This window comes from Maricaulis sp. CAU 1757, assembly GCF_054482675.1.
Map to the genome: position 1 here is coordinate 1082296 of NZ_JBTLRI010000001.1, position 15728 is coordinate 1098023.

The window sequence follows — 15728 nt, forward strand, 5'->3', positions numbered from 1 at the left end:
GAGGGTCAAAGCTGTCAAGGGCCCGCAGGGCCGCTACGCGGTTGAAACCCTTGACAGCTTTGACCCTCTGAGGCGGACTCTCGGCAAGAGATGAATGGGCACGTGTGGGCGCTGAGGGCGCCCGTTTTTTCGTTGAATGCACCTGACGCCAATGGGGGCCGGGGGCCGATTGATATCTTTCCAATGTCATCCCGGATGGTTGCCCCGCGGAGGCGGGGCGGAAGTCCGGGACCTATCATCCCGGTGTCTGGCATGCGTGCGAGGTGGAGAAGCGGCGAGTTTATAGGTCCCGGCCCTTCGGCCCGCCTTCGCGGGCCATGCAGCCGGGATGACAAGGAAAAACGTTTGAAGCGTTTTCCTACCCCCACGGCCCGCGCTGGTTCCACGGACCCGCCGGCGGCTCGGCTGCGGCGCCGGCCATGCGGCGCAGCTGGGCGATACGGTTGGCGGTGTCGGGGTGGGTGGAGAAGAGATTGTCCATGCGCTGGCCGTTCAGCGGATTGATGATGAACATGTGGGCTGAGGCCGGGTTGCGTTCAGCCTGCACATTCATCGTCCGGCGGGCAGAGCGCTCGATCTTTTCCAGGGCCGAGGCGAGGGCCATGGGCTTGCCCATGATCTCGGCACCGACGCGGTCGGCCTCGTATTCGCGGGCCCGGCTGATGGCGCTCTGTACCAGCATGGCGGCCATCGGCGCAAACACCATGAGGGCGATCGTTCCCAACAGGCCGGCGCGGTTATTGCCGCCGAAGAAAAGGGCGAAATTGGCCAGCATGGCGATGGCACCGGCCAGGGTGGCGGTCACCGTCATGGTCAGCGTGTCGCGGTTCTTCACGTGCGCCAGCTCGTGCGCCATCACGCCCATCACTTCCTCGCGGTCGAGGCGGTTCAAGAGGCCGGCAGTGGCAGCGACCGCGGCGTGGCGCGGGTCACGTCCGGTAGCGAAGGCATTGGGCTGGTCGCTGTCGATGACGTAGACCCGCGGCATCGGCAGGGCGGCGCGGTTCGCGAGATGCTCGATATCGGTCACGAACTGGCGCAGCTTGGGGTCGCGCGTGTCGGGCGCGACCTCGCGGGCGCCGTGCATGCGCAGCACCATGTCGCCGGAATTCCACCAGGCAAACAGGTTCATGCCGGCCGCCACGACCAGGGCCAGGCCGGCACCGGCGGGACCGCCGAGCAGATAACCGATGCCCATGAACAGGGCGGTCATGGCCGCCAGCAGCATGAAGGTTCGCAATGTATTCGCAGTCATACGGGCCTCGTCAGAGTTCTCGAGCGGCGGTACCGGCGACTTGGCGGCCGGCGTGTGCCGCCCTAGATATCTGGTATGACCCAGTCCGATCAGCAAGACGGGACCGACACGGTCTCCAATCCCCCCGCCGCCGGCGCCGGCGATGCCCCTGCCGCGGCGGACAAGCCGTTGAGCGCCGCGGCGCAGCGCGCCCTGCACGAGGCCGCTGAGCGCCGCCGCAAGGCCGAGGAAGAGCAAGAGCAGCCGGAAGAATATGGCGGCCGCAACGGGCCCGAGCCCACGCGCTACGGCGATTGGGAGAAAAAGGGCATCGCGCATGACTTCTAGGAAGCCCCGGTCTTAGGCTTCCAGCCCGGCTTTCGAGGGAAGGCGGACCGCGCCGTTCGCCTGTCACGTGCAAGCGCTTTGCGGCCGCCCGCGACAGGCATAGTGTGCCTTTATGAAACAGGTGCGCGTTTTTCTGTTCGGGCTGGCCGTTGTGGGCTTGACCCTGCTCGGCCTGCCGCTGGTGGCACACGGCCAGGCGCCGGCGCCGGCGCGCGAGTGCAGCGCTGCCGATATCGAAGCGGCCCTGGCCGGCAGCTATGCCGGACCGCCCTGCCGCTTTACCGAAATGCCGGACCGGAGCGAGGCGGCTCGCCAGGTCTCGCCGCGCACAACCGCGCTTGCCGCGCCTCCGCCGGTGCGCGAAGCCCGACAGTATTCGACATTCCAGCCAGCCGCGCTGCCGGCGCAGTCGGCCTGGCCGGTGAGCGAGGAGCGGCGCGAGGTGGCCTTCGAGCGCCGGTCCGATCACCGCGAAAGCCGCCATTACGAGGCCCATTCAGGAACCGGCCCGGTGACCCTGCGTGACGGGTTCTTCCGCGACGGTCTGGCCGGCGGCGTCGAGCGTTACGGGCCGCCGCTATACAGTTATCGCGGCCTGATCCTGATCGATGCCGGCGGCGGCAGCTGGGTAAGTCCGGAAGCTTATTATCGCAGCGGACCGGTGGTCCGCCGCATGGATGCTTACGACCGGCGCCGCCAGGTTCTCCGGGTGACGCAGCCGGATCGGCGCCGGGTGAGAGTGATCACCCCTCGCTGAGCCGGGCTCAGGCGCTCGCTACTTCAGACATTTCAGTGATGATGGCACGCGCGGCGGCAGCCGGGTCGGATGCGGCATTGACCGGGCGACCGACCACCAGGTGCGTGGCGCCGTCCCGAAGCGCGCTCGCCGGGGTGGCGACGCGTTTCTGGTCCCCGGCCTCGGCGCCTGCGGGACGTATGCCCGGGGTGACGATGAGGAAGTCGGGGCCGAAGCGCTCGCGGATCTCGCGGGCCTCGTGGGCGCTGGCCACGATGCCGTCGAGACCGGCCTCGAGGGCCTGTTCGACACGGCGCAGCACGAGGTCGCGAGCTTTCATCGCATAGCCCATCTCGGCCAGCATCTCGTCGTCATAGCAGGTCATCACCGTGACCCCGAGCAGTTTGAGCTCGCTGTCTCCCCGGCCGGCTGCGGCGGCGCGCATGACGGCGGGCTCGGCGTGCACGGTGAGCAGGTCGGCGCCGGCGCCGGTGATCGAGCGGGTGGCCTTCTCGACCGTCGCAGGGATGTCGTGCAGCTTGTAATCGAGGAACACGGCCTTGCCGTCAGCCTTGAGCCGGGCACACAGCTCCATGCCGCCAATCGGCAGCAATTGCAGGCCGATCTTGTAATGGCTGGCGGCGTCGCCGAGGCGGCCAACGAGGGCGGACGCCTGATCGATGGTCGGCAGGTCGAGGGCGATGATGAGGCGGGGGTCGCTGGAAGGCATGGCAGGGCGGGTCATGGCGCCGCTTCTACGCCGCCCGTGGCCCGCAGATCAAGCACTGCCGACGATCAGGCCTGCGCATCCTCGCCAGCCGGGCTGTCCGGCTTGGTGTCGCTGCGCCGGACTTTCTCGGAACTGCGCTCCATCAGCCAGTGCGATACCGGCGCTGGCAGGATCTGGGTCAGGCCGGTGATGAACTTGTTCCAGGTCCCCGGCACGCAGATCACCTGATTGCGCTGCATCGCCTCATAGCCGATCGTCGCCACCTCCTCGGCCGACATCCACATGAATTTGGGCAGTTTGGACACCAGGCCGCGGGTCTCGTTGACGTCGTGGAACTCCGAATAGGTGAAGCCCGGGCACAGCGCCGTCACCTTGATGTTGTGGTGGGTGTTCTCGAAGTGCAGCGACTGGCTGAACTTGATCAGGGCCGATTTGACGGCGGCGTAGAGCGTGTGGCCGCGCGAGCCGGGCAGCAGGCCGGCGACCGAGGCGACATTGAGGATCCAGCCCTGCCGGCGGGCCTGCATGCCGGGCAGCACGCGGTGCGCCAGCTCGGCGCAGCTGATCAGCATCAGCTGGAGGAAGTTGGACTGTTCCTCCCAGCTCGTCTTCACATAGGTACCGGCCAGCCCGTAGCCGGCATTGTTGACCAGGGCATCGACAACGCGGTCCTCGGCGCCGATGCGCTGCAGGATGATGTCGGGGGCGGAGGCCAGAGACAGGTCGGCGGCGATCACGTAAGTGGTGATGCCGTGCGTGTCCTCGAGCTCGGCGGCAAGTGCCACGAGCCTGTCCTCGCGCCGGGCTACGAGGGCGAGGTCCCAGCCGTGGCTGGCGAACTCACGGGCCAGGGCGCGGCCAATGCCGGCCGAGGCACCGGTGATGAGGGCAAGGCGACGGGTCATGCGCTACTCCGATCCATGAATAGGCAAAGGTGGGGCCGGAGAGGCCGCTTGTCCAGCGGCGGCGGCCGGTCAGTCGGCCGTGACACCGGCAAAGATGTGAAAGGGATAGGCGTCGACGAGGCGACGGGAGAAGGCGACGCCACGAACCGGATTGCCCTGGCGGTCGAGCGGCGGACTCCACAGGCCGAATCCGGCCACGCCGGGGACGACGATCATCAGCCCGCCGGAGACGCCCGACTTGGCCGGCAGGCCGACGGTGAAGGCGAATTCCCCGGAATAGTCGTACATGCCGCAAGTCAGCATCAGGGACAGGGTATCGCGCACGATGTCGGCGGCGATGACGCGGTGGCCGGTGAGCGGGCACACGCCGCCATTGGCCAGCATCGCCGCGACCACTGACAGCGCGCGGCAGTCCAGGGTCAGGGCGCAGGTGCGGAAGTAGAGATCGAGCGTGGCGAGGGTGTCGGTGGCTTCCGGGAAGGCATGGCGGCTCGCCATCAGCTCGACCAGTGCGACATTGCGATCCGCGGTGTCGCGTTCGGACGTGTAGACCTCCTCATCGAAACCGCAGTCGAGGCCGCCGGCTGCCGAGCTGACGAAGCGGCGCACCAGGTTGAGGCGGTCCTCGACCGGCTGGCCGGGCCGGATCATCGAACAGGTCATGATGGCGCCGGAATTGATCATCGGGTTGTGCGGGCGGCAGTCCGGATCAAGCGCGAGCTCGTTGAAGCGGCGGCCGGACGGCTCGCGGCCGACATGCTGGTGCACGAAATTGCTGCCGTTGAGGCCGACGGCGAGAGCGTAGTTGAGCGGCTTGACCACCGACTGCAGGCAGAAGGGCTGGCTGGCATCGCCAAGCTCGAAGCGCTGGGCATCGATCGTGCAGGCGGCCATTCCGAAACTGTCCGGGTTCTGCTTGGCCAGTTCGGGAATGTAATCGGCCAGCTCGCCGCCGGAATATTCGCGGGCAAAGGCGAACATGTTGGCCAGACGGGCCTGGAAGCGGTCGAAATGGGCCACGGCGAGCTCGCCGGACAGGCTGCGTTCGAGCAGTGCCAGGGCGTCATCCGGCAGGCCGTATTCGTCGAGATAGGTGCGCAGGCGGGTATCCGGTGCGGCGTCCGGCTCACGCAGGGCAGCCAGCCGCGGCAGGTCGGTCTCGATGCCGTTGGCGTGCAGATGGCCGACCAGATCGCCGACAGTGTCGAGGCCCTGTTTGCCGGCCCAGGCGCACAGCCGGTCGAGCCGCGCGCGCACCATGTCCTGGTCCGGACGGTCATGCTCGAAGCGGGCCCGGCGGCCGGCATAGCCGGACAGGAGCTGGTCGGGGGGCTGACTCATGGCTGCAGAATGGCCGCTTTGCCAGTCTTGTCCACTCCTCCGGCAGTGCCGCGTTCCAGATCGTGACGGCGGCCGGTTTTCCCTTGCCTGTTGCCTCGAGGGCCGCTAGGCGAGCCTGCCAGGCAAGGGAATGATTGCATGTCCAGTTCGAAACCCGTCAAGAAAGTCGTGCTCGCCTATTCCGGCGGCCTCGACACCTCGGTCATCCTGAAATGGCTCCAGGACGCCTATCAGGCAGAGGTCGTCACCTTCACCGCCGATCTCGGCCAGGGCGAAGAGCTCGATCCGGCCCGGGCCAAGGCGCAAGCCGCTGGCGTGTCGGAGATCTTCATCGAGGACCTGCGCGACGAATTCGTGCGCGATTACGTGTTTCCGATGGTGCGGGCCAATGCCGTGTACGAAGGCCTCTACCTGCTAGGGACCTCGATCGCGCGGCCGCTGATCGCCAAACGCCTGGTCGAGATCGCGCATGCCACCGGGGCTGATGCGGTTGCCCATGGCGCCACCGGCAAGGGCAATGACCAGGTGCGCTTCGAGCTCGGTGTCTATGCGCTCGACCCGGATCTGCGGGTGATCGCGCCCTGGCGTGAATGGGATCTCAACTCGCGCACCAAGCTGATCGCTTATGCCGAGGCCAATGGCATCGCCGTGGCCAAGGACAAGCGGGGCGAGGCGCCGTTCTCGGTGGACGCCAACCTCTGGCACACCTCGTCCGAGGGCAAGGTTCTGGAAGACCCGGCCAAGGAGGCCGCCGAAATGGTCTATCAGCGCTCGGTCAGCCCGGAAGAGGCGCCGGACCAGCCGGAATACGTCACCATCGAGTTCCGCGCCGGCGATGCGGTGGCGGTCAATGGCAAGGCGCTGGGGCCGGCGGCGCTGCTGACCCAGCTCAACACGCTGGGCGGACGCCACGGCATCGGCCGGCTCGACCTGGTCGAGAACCGCTTTGTCGGCATGAAGTCGCGCGGAATCTACGAGACCCCCGGCGGGACCATACTGATGGCCGCCCACCGCGGCATCGAGCAGCTCACCCTGGACCGCGGTGCCGCGCACCTCAAGGACGAGCTGATGCCGCGCTATGCCAAGCTGCTGTATGAGGGCTTCTGGTTCTCGCCCGAGCGCGAAATGCTGCAGGCGGCGATCGATCACAGCCAGGGCCACGTCACCGGCGAGGTGCGGCTGAAACTCTACAAGGGCTCGGTCAATGTCGTCGGCCGCAAGTCGGACCACTCGCTGTACTCGGAAGCCCATGTGACCTTCGAGGAAGATGATGTCTATGACCAGAAGGACGCCGCCGGCTTCATCAAGCTGAATGCGCTCAGGCTTCAGCTGCTCGCAAGACGCAACCGCAAGCTGGGCCGCAACAACTGACGGCAGTTTCCCATCGCTTTGACAACCCCATGAATGTTTAATTCATTTGCGAGCGATTCTCTTTACAGTCCGAAGTGCAGCCGCAAGCGTGCCAGCCCAGTTCTTCGCAGCTGAGGATAGAGAAGAGACGAGGACACCGGTCCGGACCGCCTGGCGGTTGAGTGAGGAGAGTGCGACCAGACATGTTGTTTACGGGCACGATGGACATATTCTTCGTGGCGGCTTCGGTCGTCGCGATTGTCGTGCTGTTGCGCAATATCGAGTCGGTGCGGGCCGCTGGCGGTGATCTCGGCGTCCGCTCCATCGTCATCGGTCTCGCCATCTACGCCACCTTCCATACCGCCGATCTGGTCCTGATCGTGGTCACGGGGTTCAACTCGGGCGGGCTGGCGGACACGCAATACGGCATCAACCGGGATATCCGGATGGGTGTCGAGGCGACCGTCGTCGCCATTGTCCTGTTCGGCTTTGTCCACCTCATCCAGCGCCTGAGCGGCATGCTCAGGCAGGCGCGGAAATCGAATTACGAACTGACCGGTGAGCTCGGGGCCCGCCAACAGCTGGAACAGGAACTCAAGTCGGAAGCCCTGTCCGAGCGGGCCAGCCGGCGCGCCAAGTCGAGCTTCCTGCACACGCTCAGCCGCGAAATGCGCACCCCCCTCAACGGCATTCTCGGTCTGGCCAGCCTGCTCTCCAATACCGAGCTCAAGGATGACCAGCGCAAGCTCCTCCTGACCCTCGAACAGTCGACCCAGGCCATGCTCAACCGAGTCAATGACGTGGTTGACCTGTCCCAGCTCGAGCAGGACGACATTGTCCTGCGCAGCCATGCGCTGACCCTTCGCGACGTGCTGCATTCGGCGCGGGCGCGGTTCGACCCGCTGGCAACCCAGCGCGGCCTGGAGCTCAAGGTGGTGACCGAGGAAGCGCTCGACGATCCGGTGATCGGCGACGCCATGCGCATCCGGCAGCTGGTCACCCATTTGCTGTCAAACGCCATCAAGTACACCACCGAGGGCGAGGTTCGCATCGAGGCCGGTGTGGTGACCCGCGACAGCGATCACGAGATTGTCGAGATCCGGGTCATCGATACCGGCCCGGGGATGACCGAGGAGATACGCCAGCGCGTGTCATCGCTGGAACGCCTCGAGGAGAGCGCCGACCCCGGGATCGGCCTGTCCATCGCCTGGCGGCTGGCCCGCCTGATGGATGGCGGATTGACCTTTGATCCGGCCCCGGGGGGCGGTACCAAGGTGACAGCGCGTCTGCGTCTGCAGCGCGAACCGGACGAAGTCTGAGACGGTCCGGCGGGAGGGAATGGCATGAAACACCTGGCGGCCCTGGCGGGCCTTGCAATGCTGGCGGCATGCGGCGCATCACCAGCGACCGATTTCGACCGGCCGGAATTGCTGGCGCTCGCCGATCCGGCCAGTCACGGCATGCTGGAGCGTGCCGACCGGCATATCCTGGTGGTTCGGCATGCCCGCAAGGTAGCGCCGGACTGCAATGCGCTGGACTGTGAGCTGAGCCCGACCGGCGAGGCCATGGTGGCGCGTCTCGGCGGGCAGCTCGGGGCAGCCCCGTTCGACCGGGCGCTGTCCAGTTCGGCCTGTCGCACCCTGCTGACCGCCGGAGCTGCCGGCGTTGCCGTGCAGCAGCACCAGGCCGGCCGTGGCGTGACCGAGGGGTGCCAGATGGATGCAGCGGTGACCCGGACGCGTGGCGAGGCGATGGCCGAAGCGCTCGACCACACGGCCCGCTGGACGCTGGTGGCCGAGCATTCCAACACCGTGTGTGCCTGGATCGTGGCAGCCGCCGGCGAGAGCGGCCTGGCCGCCTCGGGGTGCGAGGATGGCCGCCTCGCATCCGACGCCTATGGCGACATCTTCTGGCTCGCCCGCCACGAGGATGAGTGGCAGCTGGTGGTGTTGGAGGACGCGTTCGACATCATGCCGCCCGAGCCCGTGGTCGAGGTGCCGCCGACGCTGATCGAGGACGGCACGGCGCAGAGCGAAGCCGAGGTCGAGGCGGAGCCACGCGCCGACGAGCCGGCCCTGGACGGGCAGTAGGCTCAGCCCAGCGGGTAGTCGGCTTCGGGTTCGTAGATGTTGGCGTCGCCGCGCGTCAGCCAGCTGGAATACAGCGAAAAATGGGTGGCGTGCCAAGAGTCGCTGGTAAAGGTGCCGATGCGCTCGACGAACTTGCTGGCCTTGTCCGGCGGGGTGCCACGCAAATAGGCGAGGGTCACGTGCGGCACGAATTTGCGACCTTCCGGCGCCAGTCCCGCCCGGCGGGCGGCACGCTCGCACTTTTCCGCCAACCGGCGCACGCCATCATCCGGTTCCACGCCGATCCACAATGAGCGCGGCTCGGCCTTGCCGAACCAGTCGGCGCCGCGCAGCCGGAGCGTCATCGGCCGGGCGCTGATGCTGGCCAGTTCGGCATCAAGGTCGGCCGCCGCTGTTTCGCTGATCTCGCCAAAAAAACGCAAGGTTATGTGCAGGTTGGCCAGGGGCCGCCAACGCGCACCGGGCACGCCTTTCTGGAAGCGGGCGAGATCGCGGCCGATCTCGTGCGGCACTGGCAGGGCGGCGAACAGGCGAAGGCTCATGGCGTGAATTCCTCGACGAGGCGGGGCCGGGGAGATAAGCCGGTTTCGCCGCGTCCTGCAAACCGCCGGGCGGGACGGGTCCGCGTGACGACAATGTCGCAGCCCACCTTGTCAACGGGCCCGATCGACCCGATATTACAGGCCAAGGCGTCCGTTCAGGGCGTGCGTACAAAGAGAGAGACACGATGAACGATTTTTCCCGTGCCTATGCCGGCCAGCCCGCCATGGACATGGCCCGTGATGCCGGCCTGCGCAGCTTCATGCTGGGCGTGTACAACAAGATGGGTCTCGGCCTGCTGATCTCGGCCGCGCTGGCTTTCGCGGTGGGCACCTATACGCCGCTGACCATGCTGGTTTACGGCACGCCGCTGCTGCTCCTCGTGCAGTGGGGCCCGATCGCGCTCCTGTTCGGCTCGATGTTCTTCATGCGCAATCCGTCTCCGACCGGAAGCGCGCTGCTGTACTGGGCCATTGTCGCCCTGATTGGTACCGGCCTGAGTATCTGGGTCGTGATGGCCGGCGGCATGGCGCCTGAAGGCGTGCAGACCGCGGGCGGCCGCACGCTTGCTGTCAGCTGGGCCACCATCGTGCAGGCTTTCGTGATCACCGCGGGTGCCTTTCTCGGCCTGTCCGTGTTCGGCTACACCACCAAGATGGACCTGGGCCCGATCCGCTCCTTCCTGTTCATGGGAATGATTGGCGCCGTCCTGCTCGGCGTGCTCAACATCTTCATCTTCCAGTCGGCCGGCCTCGAACTGCTGCTGCAGTTCGGCATCCTGGTGCTGATGGCGGGCGTCACCGCCTGGCAGACCCAGAACCTGAAGGTGATGTATTACGAAGTCGCAGGCGACCAGCGTTCGATGGCGGTGCTCACCAATATGGGCGCGCTGAACCTCTACATTGCCTTCGTCAACATGTTCCAGATCGTCCTGTCCCTGCTGGGCAGCCGCGAATAGCGGACCGGACCTGCAAGACCAGAACGAAAACCCCGGAGCCACGCTCCGGGGTTTTTTCGTTGCCAGCGCTGTCGCAGGCTCAGTCGATGACCTGGAAGCGCTTGCGGTCGAAGACCTTGAGCACCTGGCCGAGTTCATGGCCGCGCTTGAGGACCTGGCCGGACATTGACACGACACGGTACTGGCCCTGGCGGGCCTGGTCGGCGGGCGCCTTGATCACCGCGTACATCGGCATTTCGCTGTGGCGCCGGAAGATCGAGAACACGGCCTGGTCGCGCAGCCCGTCGATGGCGTAGTCCTTCCATTCGCCCTGGGCCACGAAGCGTCCGTAGAGCCGCAGGATCTCGTCGAGCTCGCGGCGCGTCCACATGACGAGCTGTGGCGCGGGACGGGCAGGTTGCGAGTGAGCCGGCACGCGGTGTCTCCCCTGGCTGATTCGTCTGGATGACAGCTTACAAACATTTCACCCCTTGCCGCAAAGGCGCCACATTCTCGGCCTCTTCCGGCCATGTGCGGTGGCCAACGTCCAACTCGTCGGCCGGTCACGGAATGTGTCGGATCCAGGTTTTGACAGCCCCCCCAGCCCCCCCGGATCCCGGCATTTCGGATCGGTCGACAACCCCAATTCAGCCCGAAAAAATGACGACTTGCCTTGGCACTGGCCAAGACGCGACGAGCACGCTAACGCTAGGTTCAGGTCATTTCACGAGCATCACCCCCCATGCTGGTAGCCGAAAGCCTCTGCAAATCCTTCGGTGATCGTCGCGCCGTCGATGATGTCAGCTTCACGCTGGAACGCGGCGAAGTGCTCGGCTTTCTCGGCCCCAACGGCGCGGGCAAGACCACGACCATGCGAATGCTGGCCGGGGCGCTGGAGCCGGATTCCGGGCGCGCCCTGATCGTCGGCCATGACAGTGTTGCCGAACGCCTGACCGCCCAGTCCAGGCTGGGCTATCTGCCGGAGGGCGCGCCCTCCTATCCGTCGATGACACCGCGCACTTTCGTGCGCTTCGGCCTGCGCGCTCGCGGCTATGGCGGGGTGGCGCTTAACCGGGCCGCCGACAGGGCGCTCGAGCGGGCCCGGCTCGGCGATATGGCCGACCAGTCGATCGCCACCCTGTCCAAGGGCTATCGGCGGCGCGCGGCGCTGGCCGCGGCGATTGCCCACGATCCGGCCGTGCTGGTGCTTGATGAACCCACCGACGGGCTCGACCCCAACCAGAAGGACGGGGTGCGAGCCCTGATCCGCGACATGGCGCCGGACAAGGCGATCATCATTTCCACGCATATCCTGGAAGAGGTCCCGGCCGTGTGCAGCCGCGCCATCATCATCGCCGGCGGTCGCCTGCTGTTCGACGACACGCCGGAGCGGCTCGCCGCGGTGACGCCGGAGGGCACGATCGAGGCGGCCTTCCGCCAGCTCACCCTGCCGCTGCCCGACATGCAGGAGGAGGTGGCCTGATGTCGGCATTGCTGGCCATCTATCGCCGCGAGCTCGGGGCCTATTTCCAGACCCCGCTGGCCTATGTGTTCCTTGCCGTTTTCGCCTTCGCGGCACCCGCCTTCGCTTTCCATATCGGCGGCTTCTTCGAGACCAACCGGGCCGATCTTGCGCCGCTGTTCGACTTCCTGCCCTGGTTGCTGGTCATCCTGATGCCGGCCCTGGCCATGCGCTCGTGGGCGGAGGAGCGTGACCGCGGGACGCTGGAATTCCTGATGGCGCTGCCGATCCCGCTGTGGGCCGGCACGCTGGGCAAGTTCCTCGCCGCCTGGAGCGTGGCCGGTCTCGCCCTGGTGCTGACCGTGCCGATGTGGGTGGCGGTCAATTATCTCGGCGATCCCGACAATGCCGCCATCATCACCGGCTATCTCGGCGCCCTGCTGCTGGCCGGAGGCTATCTGGCGGTCGGCCAGGCCCTGTCGGCCACCACGGCCAACCAGGTCATCGCCTTCGTGCTCGGGACCGGAGCCGCCTTCCTGCTGACCATGGCCGGCCTGCCGCTGGTGCTGGCGGCGCTCGGCGAGCGCGCCCCGGCCCTGGTCGCCGAGGCGATTGCCGGGCTGAGCGCGCTGGATCACTACAACGCCTTCCGACATGGCGTCATCGGTCTCGCCGACATGATCTACTTTGCCGGTCTCATCGCCATGGCGCTGACCTGTGCGGGCGTGCTCGTGGCCGGGCGCCGGGGAGGTGGCCGATGAAGCGGGCGTTTTACACACCGCTGATGCTGGCCAGCCTTGTCGTGCTGTTCCTCTCCGGCAACCAGTTGGCGGGACAGATCGCCGGTCCATGGCGTGTGGACCTGACCGAAAGCGGTCTCTACCGGCTGGCACCGGGCAGCCGCGCCATCATCGACCGCCTCGACGAGCCGGTGGAATGGCAGTTCTATTATTCGCGCTCGGCCGCCGCCCAATACCCCGCCATCCGCAGCTATGCCCGGCGCGTACGCGAGTTTCTTGACACTTATGCCGACCGCTCCGGCGGTTTGATCCGCATCACCGAGATCGATCCGGAGCCCTATTCGGCCGACGAGGACGCGGCGCTGGCGGCGGGCTTGGTGGCGGTGCCGACCGAAACCGGTGAAGCGATCTATTTCGGCCTGGTGGCGCGCAACTCGGTCGATGACCGCGCCGTGGTGCCGCTGTTCCGCGAAGATGCCGAAGCACGCCTCGAATACGATCTGACGCGCCTGCTCTCCGACCTGCAGCAGGCGACGCGGCCAGGGTTGGCGGTGATCACCGGACTCCCGCTGTCGCCGGACGGCGGAGCGCCGAACCGCTTCGTGCAGGAACTCAATTCGGCCTATGACCTGCGCTGGCTGGACCGCGATTTCGAAATCTTGCCGGAGGTACCGGCGGTACTGGTCATGCATCCGTGGGAGCTCAGCGACAGCCAGATCTACATGCTCGACCAGTTCGTGCTTGCGGGCGGGCGAGCCGTGGTCATGGTCGACCCGCTGGCCCACATGGCGCTGCGCCCCGGAGCGGACGGCCTGCCGCCGATCAATGCCCGCCGGTCGAGTGCCCTGGCGCCGCTGCTGGCGAATTGGGGGGTGGGCTATGACCCGCAGACCGTGGCCATGGATCGCTCGCTCGGCCTGCCGGTGGAGATCGTGGAAAGCGACGGCCGCTCGCGCCGGCGCGCTTACCCGTTGTGGTTTTCGGTGGGACCGGAACGGGTCTCGGCTACCGACCTGGCGACGTCTTCGCTCGACCTCGGCATCAATTTCGGCTCCCCGGGGGCCTTGCGCCCGCTGACCCAGGCCGATCTCGACATCACGCCCCTGATCGCCACTTCGGCCGACGGTGCGGTCATCGATGCCGACATCGCCGCCGGGGCCCCGGGGCCGGACGATCTGCTGCGCGATTACCACGTCGAGCCCGAGCCGGTGATCCTTGGCGTGCGTATCGGTGGCGAGATGGGCACGGCCTATCCGGACGGACCGCCTGCGGGCGAGCGCGTGTTCAACCCGGCCGATCACCTCGATCGCTCCGAAGGGCCGGTCAGCATCACCATCATGGCCGATGTCGATTGGCTCGATGACAGCTATTACATCCGCAGCGACCCGCAATTCGGCGAGAGTATTGTCGCCGACAATTTGACGCTGGCGCTCAACCTCATTGATATCGCGGCCGGCGACCCGGCGCTCATCGAAGTGCGTTCGCGGGCCCCGTCGCTGCGACCGATGACCCGTGTCGAGGCGCTGCGCTCGGAAGCCGAGGCGCGCTATATCGAGATCCAGTCGGCGCTGGAGACCGAGATCGCGGAGGCCGAGGAGCGGCTGTCGGCGTTGCAGGGCTCCGGCGGGGCGACGGCGCTGAGCGCCCTGTCGAGCCCGGAAGAGCGGGCCGAGGCGGCGCGGCTGCGCTCCGAGATCGCCGAAACCCAGGCCCGGCTGCGGGATATCGAGCGCGATTTCCGGCGCGATATCGACGCCCTCAATGCCCGCCTGCAAATGTGGACAATTGCCGTGCCGCCGCTCGTCGTCGTGCTGGCCGGGCTCGGCGGTCTGATCTGGCGCCGACGGCGGAGGACAGCGGGATGAGCCAGGTCATGGACCAACGCCGCGGCCGCCATCTCGCCCTCGTCGGCGGGCTGGCCATGGTGTGCCTCGTGCTTGCCAGCGTGGTGACCCTGTCGCAGGCGCGTCGGGGCTGGCAGCCGGAAGTCACCGGGCCGGTGCTGGCCGGCTGGTCGGACAATGCCGCGCGGGCCCACCATTTCGAGATCCACGGTGCCGAGGGCCGTTTCGAGGTCGAGCGCGATGCCGGGATCTGGGTCATGCCGAGCCGCGACAGCCACCCGGTGGTGGCCGACCAGCTGGCCCGGCTCGATGCCTATCTGGCCAGTCTGCAATACAGCGGCTCGCTGACCGCGGATCCGGACAAGCATGTCCGCCTCGGGGTGGCGGATCCGGGTGAGGCGGGTGGCGGCACCCGGGTGCGCATCAGCGATGTCGACGGCATCGTCCTGGCCGACCTGCTGCTCGGGCATTCGCGCGACGGCCGCATCTATTTCCGCACGCCGGGCGATCCGCGCGTCTATGCGGCCCGCCAGAGGACAGCCGTTGTCGAGCGTCCGGAGATTGCCGATGCCTCGGCCTGGCTCGACCTGGATTTCCTGGCCCTGGGCGACAATGAGATCGCGCGCGCCACCATCACCCCGGAAAGCGGTCCCGAGTATGTGCTGGAGCGTCCGGCCCGTTCGACGCGCAATTTCGCGCTGCGCCAGCCGCGCGGCTGGACACCGATCACCTCGGGCGCCGGCAATGGCCCGGCCAACACGCTGTCGCGGGTGCGATTCCGTGACGTGCGGCGGGCCGAGCGCCTGGACGGTGACATTATCGCCCGCCACAGCGCCGAGACGTTCGCCGGCCTGCGCGTCAATATCGATGTCCTAGCCCTGGGCGAGACGCGCTGGGCGCTGATCGAGGCGGTCGCCCTGACCGATGATGTCGAGACCGAGGCGGCGCAGATCAATGGCGATGCCGACGGCTGGGCCTATCTGCTGTCGGATCTCACCATCGATCGCCTGCTGCGCCCGCTCAACCGCATCGCCGACCGGCGGGTCGTCGAGCCGGCCGAGCTTCCAGACAATGGCGAGCCGCGCTGATGAAGCTCAACCAGATCACCCTGCCGGTCACCGACATCGCCCGCTCGAAGCGTTTCTATGCGGGTTTGGGTTTCCGCCTGCTCGTGGACAGCCCGCATTACTGCCGCTTCCTCGCGCCGGACGGAGACAATACCTTCTCGATCCATGTCGAGGCCGGCGAGGTGGTGCCCGGCGCCGTGATCTATCTGGAGAGCGACAGCGCCGAGGCGCTGGACGCAGCCGCCGCGCGCCTGGAGGCGGGCGGGGTGGTGTTCGACCTGCCGCCGACCGACCAGTCATGGCTGTGGCGAGAAGCGGAACTGCGCGATCCGGACGGGCATCGGATCAAGCTCTACTTTGCCGGCGAAAACCGTATCGATCCGCCGTGGCGGGTGAAGACCTAG

General features: G+C 67.0%; 17 protein-coding genes. 11 read left to right on the plus strand and 6 right to left on the minus strand.

What is annotated here, in order from left to right:
- Nucleotides 1-358: 358 nt before the first annotated feature.
- Nucleotides 359-1255: a zinc metalloprotease HtpX gene (gene htpX / locus ACXYMR_RS05065; protein ID WP_458941669.1), complete on the minus strand. Its 897-nt coding sequence runs from the start codon at nt 1253-1255 to the stop codon at nt 359-361.
- Nucleotides 1256-1330: 75 nt separating this feature from the next.
- Between htpX and ACXYMR_RS05070 the strand changes: the two genes are divergently transcribed.
- Both ACXYMR_RS05070 and ACXYMR_RS05075 read left to right on the plus strand, forming a co-directional pair.
- Nucleotides 1331-1582 carry a DUF1674 domain-containing protein gene (locus ACXYMR_RS05070; RefSeq protein ID WP_458941670.1) on the plus strand — a complete coding sequence of 84 codons (252 nt, stop codon included), beginning with the start codon at nt 1331-1333 and terminating at the stop codon, nt 1580-1582.
- Between the two features lie 112 nt (nt 1583-1694).
- Nucleotides 1695-2339: a hypothetical protein gene (locus tag ACXYMR_RS05075; RefSeq protein WP_458941671.1), complete on the plus strand. Its 645-nt coding sequence runs from the start codon at nt 1695-1697 to the stop codon at nt 2337-2339.
- A gap of 7 nt (nt 2340-2346) precedes the next feature.
- Here the strand turns inward: ACXYMR_RS05075 and pyrF are convergent, their stop codons facing one another.
- The 3 genes from pyrF to glsA all read right to left on the minus strand — a co-directional run bounded on the left by pyrF (nt 2347) and on the right by glsA (nt 5294).
- Nucleotides 2347-3063, minus strand: coding sequence for an orotidine-5'-phosphate decarboxylase (gene pyrF / locus ACXYMR_RS05080; protein WP_458941672.1), 717 nt, complete (start codon nt 3061-3063; stop codon nt 2347-2349).
- Nucleotides 3064-3113: 50 nt separating this feature from the next.
- Nucleotides 3114-3953 carry an SDR family NAD(P)-dependent oxidoreductase gene (locus ACXYMR_RS05085; RefSeq protein ID WP_458941673.1) on the minus strand — a complete coding sequence of 280 codons (840 nt, stop codon included), beginning with the start codon at nt 3951-3953 and terminating at the stop codon, nt 3114-3116.
- A gap of 69 nt (nt 3954-4022) precedes the next feature.
- Nucleotides 4023-5294 (minus strand): glutaminase A, encoded by a 1272-nt coding sequence (gene glsA / locus ACXYMR_RS05090; RefSeq protein WP_458941674.1) that lies wholly within the window; start codon nt 5292-5294, stop codon nt 4023-4025.
- A gap of 138 nt (nt 5295-5432) precedes the next feature.
- On the opposite strand from glsA, the gene ACXYMR_RS05095 reads away from it, so the two are divergent.
- The 3 genes from ACXYMR_RS05095 (at nt 5433) to ACXYMR_RS05105 (ending at nt 8734) form a co-directional block, all read left to right on the plus strand.
- Nucleotides 5433-6665, plus strand: a complete 1233-nt coding sequence (locus tag ACXYMR_RS05095) for an argininosuccinate synthase (protein ID WP_458941675.1) — start codon at nt 5433-5435, stop codon at nt 6663-6665.
- Between the two features lie 182 nt (nt 6666-6847).
- Nucleotides 6848-7963, plus strand: coding sequence for a sensor histidine kinase (locus ACXYMR_RS05100; RefSeq protein WP_458941676.1), 1116 nt, complete (start codon nt 6848-6850; stop codon nt 7961-7963).
- Between the two features lie 24 nt (nt 7964-7987).
- Complete coding sequence (locus ACXYMR_RS05105) at nt 7988-8734, plus strand: histidine phosphatase family protein (protein WP_458941677.1); 747 nt, start codon at nt 7988-7990, stop codon at nt 8732-8734.
- 2 nt (nt 8735-8736) lie between these two features.
- On the opposite strand, the gene thpR is transcribed toward ACXYMR_RS05105, so the two are convergent.
- Complete coding sequence (gene thpR / locus ACXYMR_RS05110; protein WP_458941678.1) at nt 8737-9276, minus strand: RNA 2',3'-cyclic phosphodiesterase; 540 nt, start codon at nt 9274-9276, stop codon at nt 8737-8739.
- A 185-nt stretch (nt 9277-9461) separates the two neighbouring features.
- On the opposite strand from thpR, the gene ACXYMR_RS05115 reads away from it, so the two are divergent.
- Nucleotides 9462-10232 (plus strand): Bax inhibitor-1/YccA family protein, encoded by a 771-nt coding sequence (locus tag ACXYMR_RS05115; protein ID WP_458941679.1) that lies wholly within the window; start codon nt 9462-9464, stop codon nt 10230-10232.
- A gap of 79 nt (nt 10233-10311) precedes the next feature.
- Here ACXYMR_RS05115 and ACXYMR_RS05120 read toward each other — a convergent pair whose 3' ends face one another.
- Nucleotides 10312-10647 (minus strand): DUF2794 domain-containing protein, encoded by a 336-nt coding sequence (locus ACXYMR_RS05120; protein ID WP_458941680.1) that lies wholly within the window; start codon nt 10645-10647, stop codon nt 10312-10314.
- 306 nt (nt 10648-10953) lie between these two features.
- Here ACXYMR_RS05120 and ACXYMR_RS05125 point away from each other — a divergent pair, with 306 nt between their 5' ends.
- The 5 genes from ACXYMR_RS05125 to ACXYMR_RS05145 are packed head-to-tail and all read left to right on the plus strand — an operon-like array spanning nt 10954 to nt 15728.
- Complete coding sequence (locus tag ACXYMR_RS05125) at nt 10954-11694, plus strand: ABC transporter ATP-binding protein (protein WP_458941681.1); 741 nt, start codon at nt 10954-10956, stop codon at nt 11692-11694.
- Nucleotides 11694-12434: an ABC-2 transporter permease gene (locus ACXYMR_RS05130; protein ID WP_458941682.1), complete on the plus strand. Its 741-nt coding sequence runs from the start codon at nt 11694-11696 to the stop codon at nt 12432-12434. Before ACXYMR_RS05125 ends, ACXYMR_RS05130 begins: the two co-directional genes overlap by 1 nt.
- Nucleotides 12431-14278, plus strand: coding sequence for a Gldg family protein (locus ACXYMR_RS05135; RefSeq protein ID WP_458941683.1), 1848 nt, complete (start codon nt 12431-12433; stop codon nt 14276-14278). The genes ACXYMR_RS05130 and ACXYMR_RS05135 overlap by 4 nt, the downstream gene beginning before the upstream one ends.
- The gene (locus ACXYMR_RS05140) at nt 14275-15345 is read left to right on the plus strand and encodes a DUF4340 domain-containing protein (RefSeq protein WP_458941684.1); all 1071 of its coding nucleotides are present in this window, start codon (nt 14275-14277) and stop codon (nt 15343-15345) included. Before ACXYMR_RS05135 ends, ACXYMR_RS05140 begins: the two co-directional genes overlap by 4 nt.
- A complete protein-coding gene (locus tag ACXYMR_RS05145; protein ID WP_458941685.1) occupies nt 15345-15728 on the plus strand; it encodes a VOC family protein in 384 nt (127 codons plus the stop codon). The genes ACXYMR_RS05140 and ACXYMR_RS05145 overlap by 1 nt, the downstream gene beginning before the upstream one ends.

Coding starts and splice junctions, on each gene's coding strand:
- ACXYMR_RS05140 (WP_458941684.1), top strand. CDS start 14,275: ATGAGCCAGGTCATGGACCAACGCCGCGGCCGCCATCTCGCCCTCGTC.
- glsA (WP_458941674.1), bottom strand. CDS start 5,294: ATGAGTCAGCCCCCCGACCAGCTCCTGTCCGGCTATGCCGGCCGCCGG.
- ACXYMR_RS05100 (WP_458941676.1), top strand. CDS start 6,848: ATGTTGTTTACGGGCACGATGGACATATTCTTCGTGGCGGCTTCGGTC.
- ACXYMR_RS05095 (WP_458941675.1), top strand. CDS start 5,433: ATGTCCAGTTCGAAACCCGTCAAGAAAGTCGTGCTCGCCTATTCCGGC.
- ACXYMR_RS05105 (WP_458941677.1), top strand. CDS start 7,988: ATGAAACACCTGGCGGCCCTGGCGGGCCTTGCAATGCTGGCGGCATGC.
- ACXYMR_RS05070 (WP_458941670.1), top strand. CDS start 1,331: ATGACCCAGTCCGATCAGCAAGACGGGACCGACACGGTCTCCAATCCC.
- thpR (WP_458941678.1), bottom strand. CDS start 9,276: ATGAGCCTTCGCCTGTTCGCCGCCCTGCCAGTGCCGCACGAGATCGGC.
- ACXYMR_RS05135 (WP_458941683.1), top strand. CDS start 12,431: ATGAAGCGGGCGTTTTACACACCGCTGATGCTGGCCAGCCTTGTCGTG.
- ACXYMR_RS05115 (WP_458941679.1), top strand. CDS start 9,462: ATGAACGATTTTTCCCGTGCCTATGCCGGCCAGCCCGCCATGGACATG.
- ACXYMR_RS05125 (WP_458941681.1), top strand. CDS start 10,954: ATGCTGGTAGCCGAAAGCCTCTGCAAATCCTTCGGTGATCGTCGCGCC.
- pyrF (WP_458941672.1), bottom strand. CDS start 3,063: ATGACCCGCCCTGCCATGCCTTCCAGCGACCCCCGCCTCATCATCGCC.
- ACXYMR_RS05130 (WP_458941682.1), top strand. CDS start 11,694: ATGTCGGCATTGCTGGCCATCTATCGCCGCGAGCTCGGGGCCTATTTC.
- ACXYMR_RS05075 (WP_458941671.1), top strand. CDS start 1,695: ATGAAACAGGTGCGCGTTTTTCTGTTCGGGCTGGCCGTTGTGGGCTTG.
- ACXYMR_RS05085 (WP_458941673.1), bottom strand. CDS start 3,953: ATGACCCGTCGCCTTGCCCTCATCACCGGTGCCTCGGCCGGCATTGGC.
- ACXYMR_RS05145 (WP_458941685.1), top strand. CDS start 15,345: ATGAAGCTCAACCAGATCACCCTGCCGGTCACCGACATCGCCCGCTCG.
- htpX (WP_458941669.1), bottom strand. CDS start 1,255: ATGACTGCGAATACATTGCGAACCTTCATGCTGCTGGCGGCCATGACC.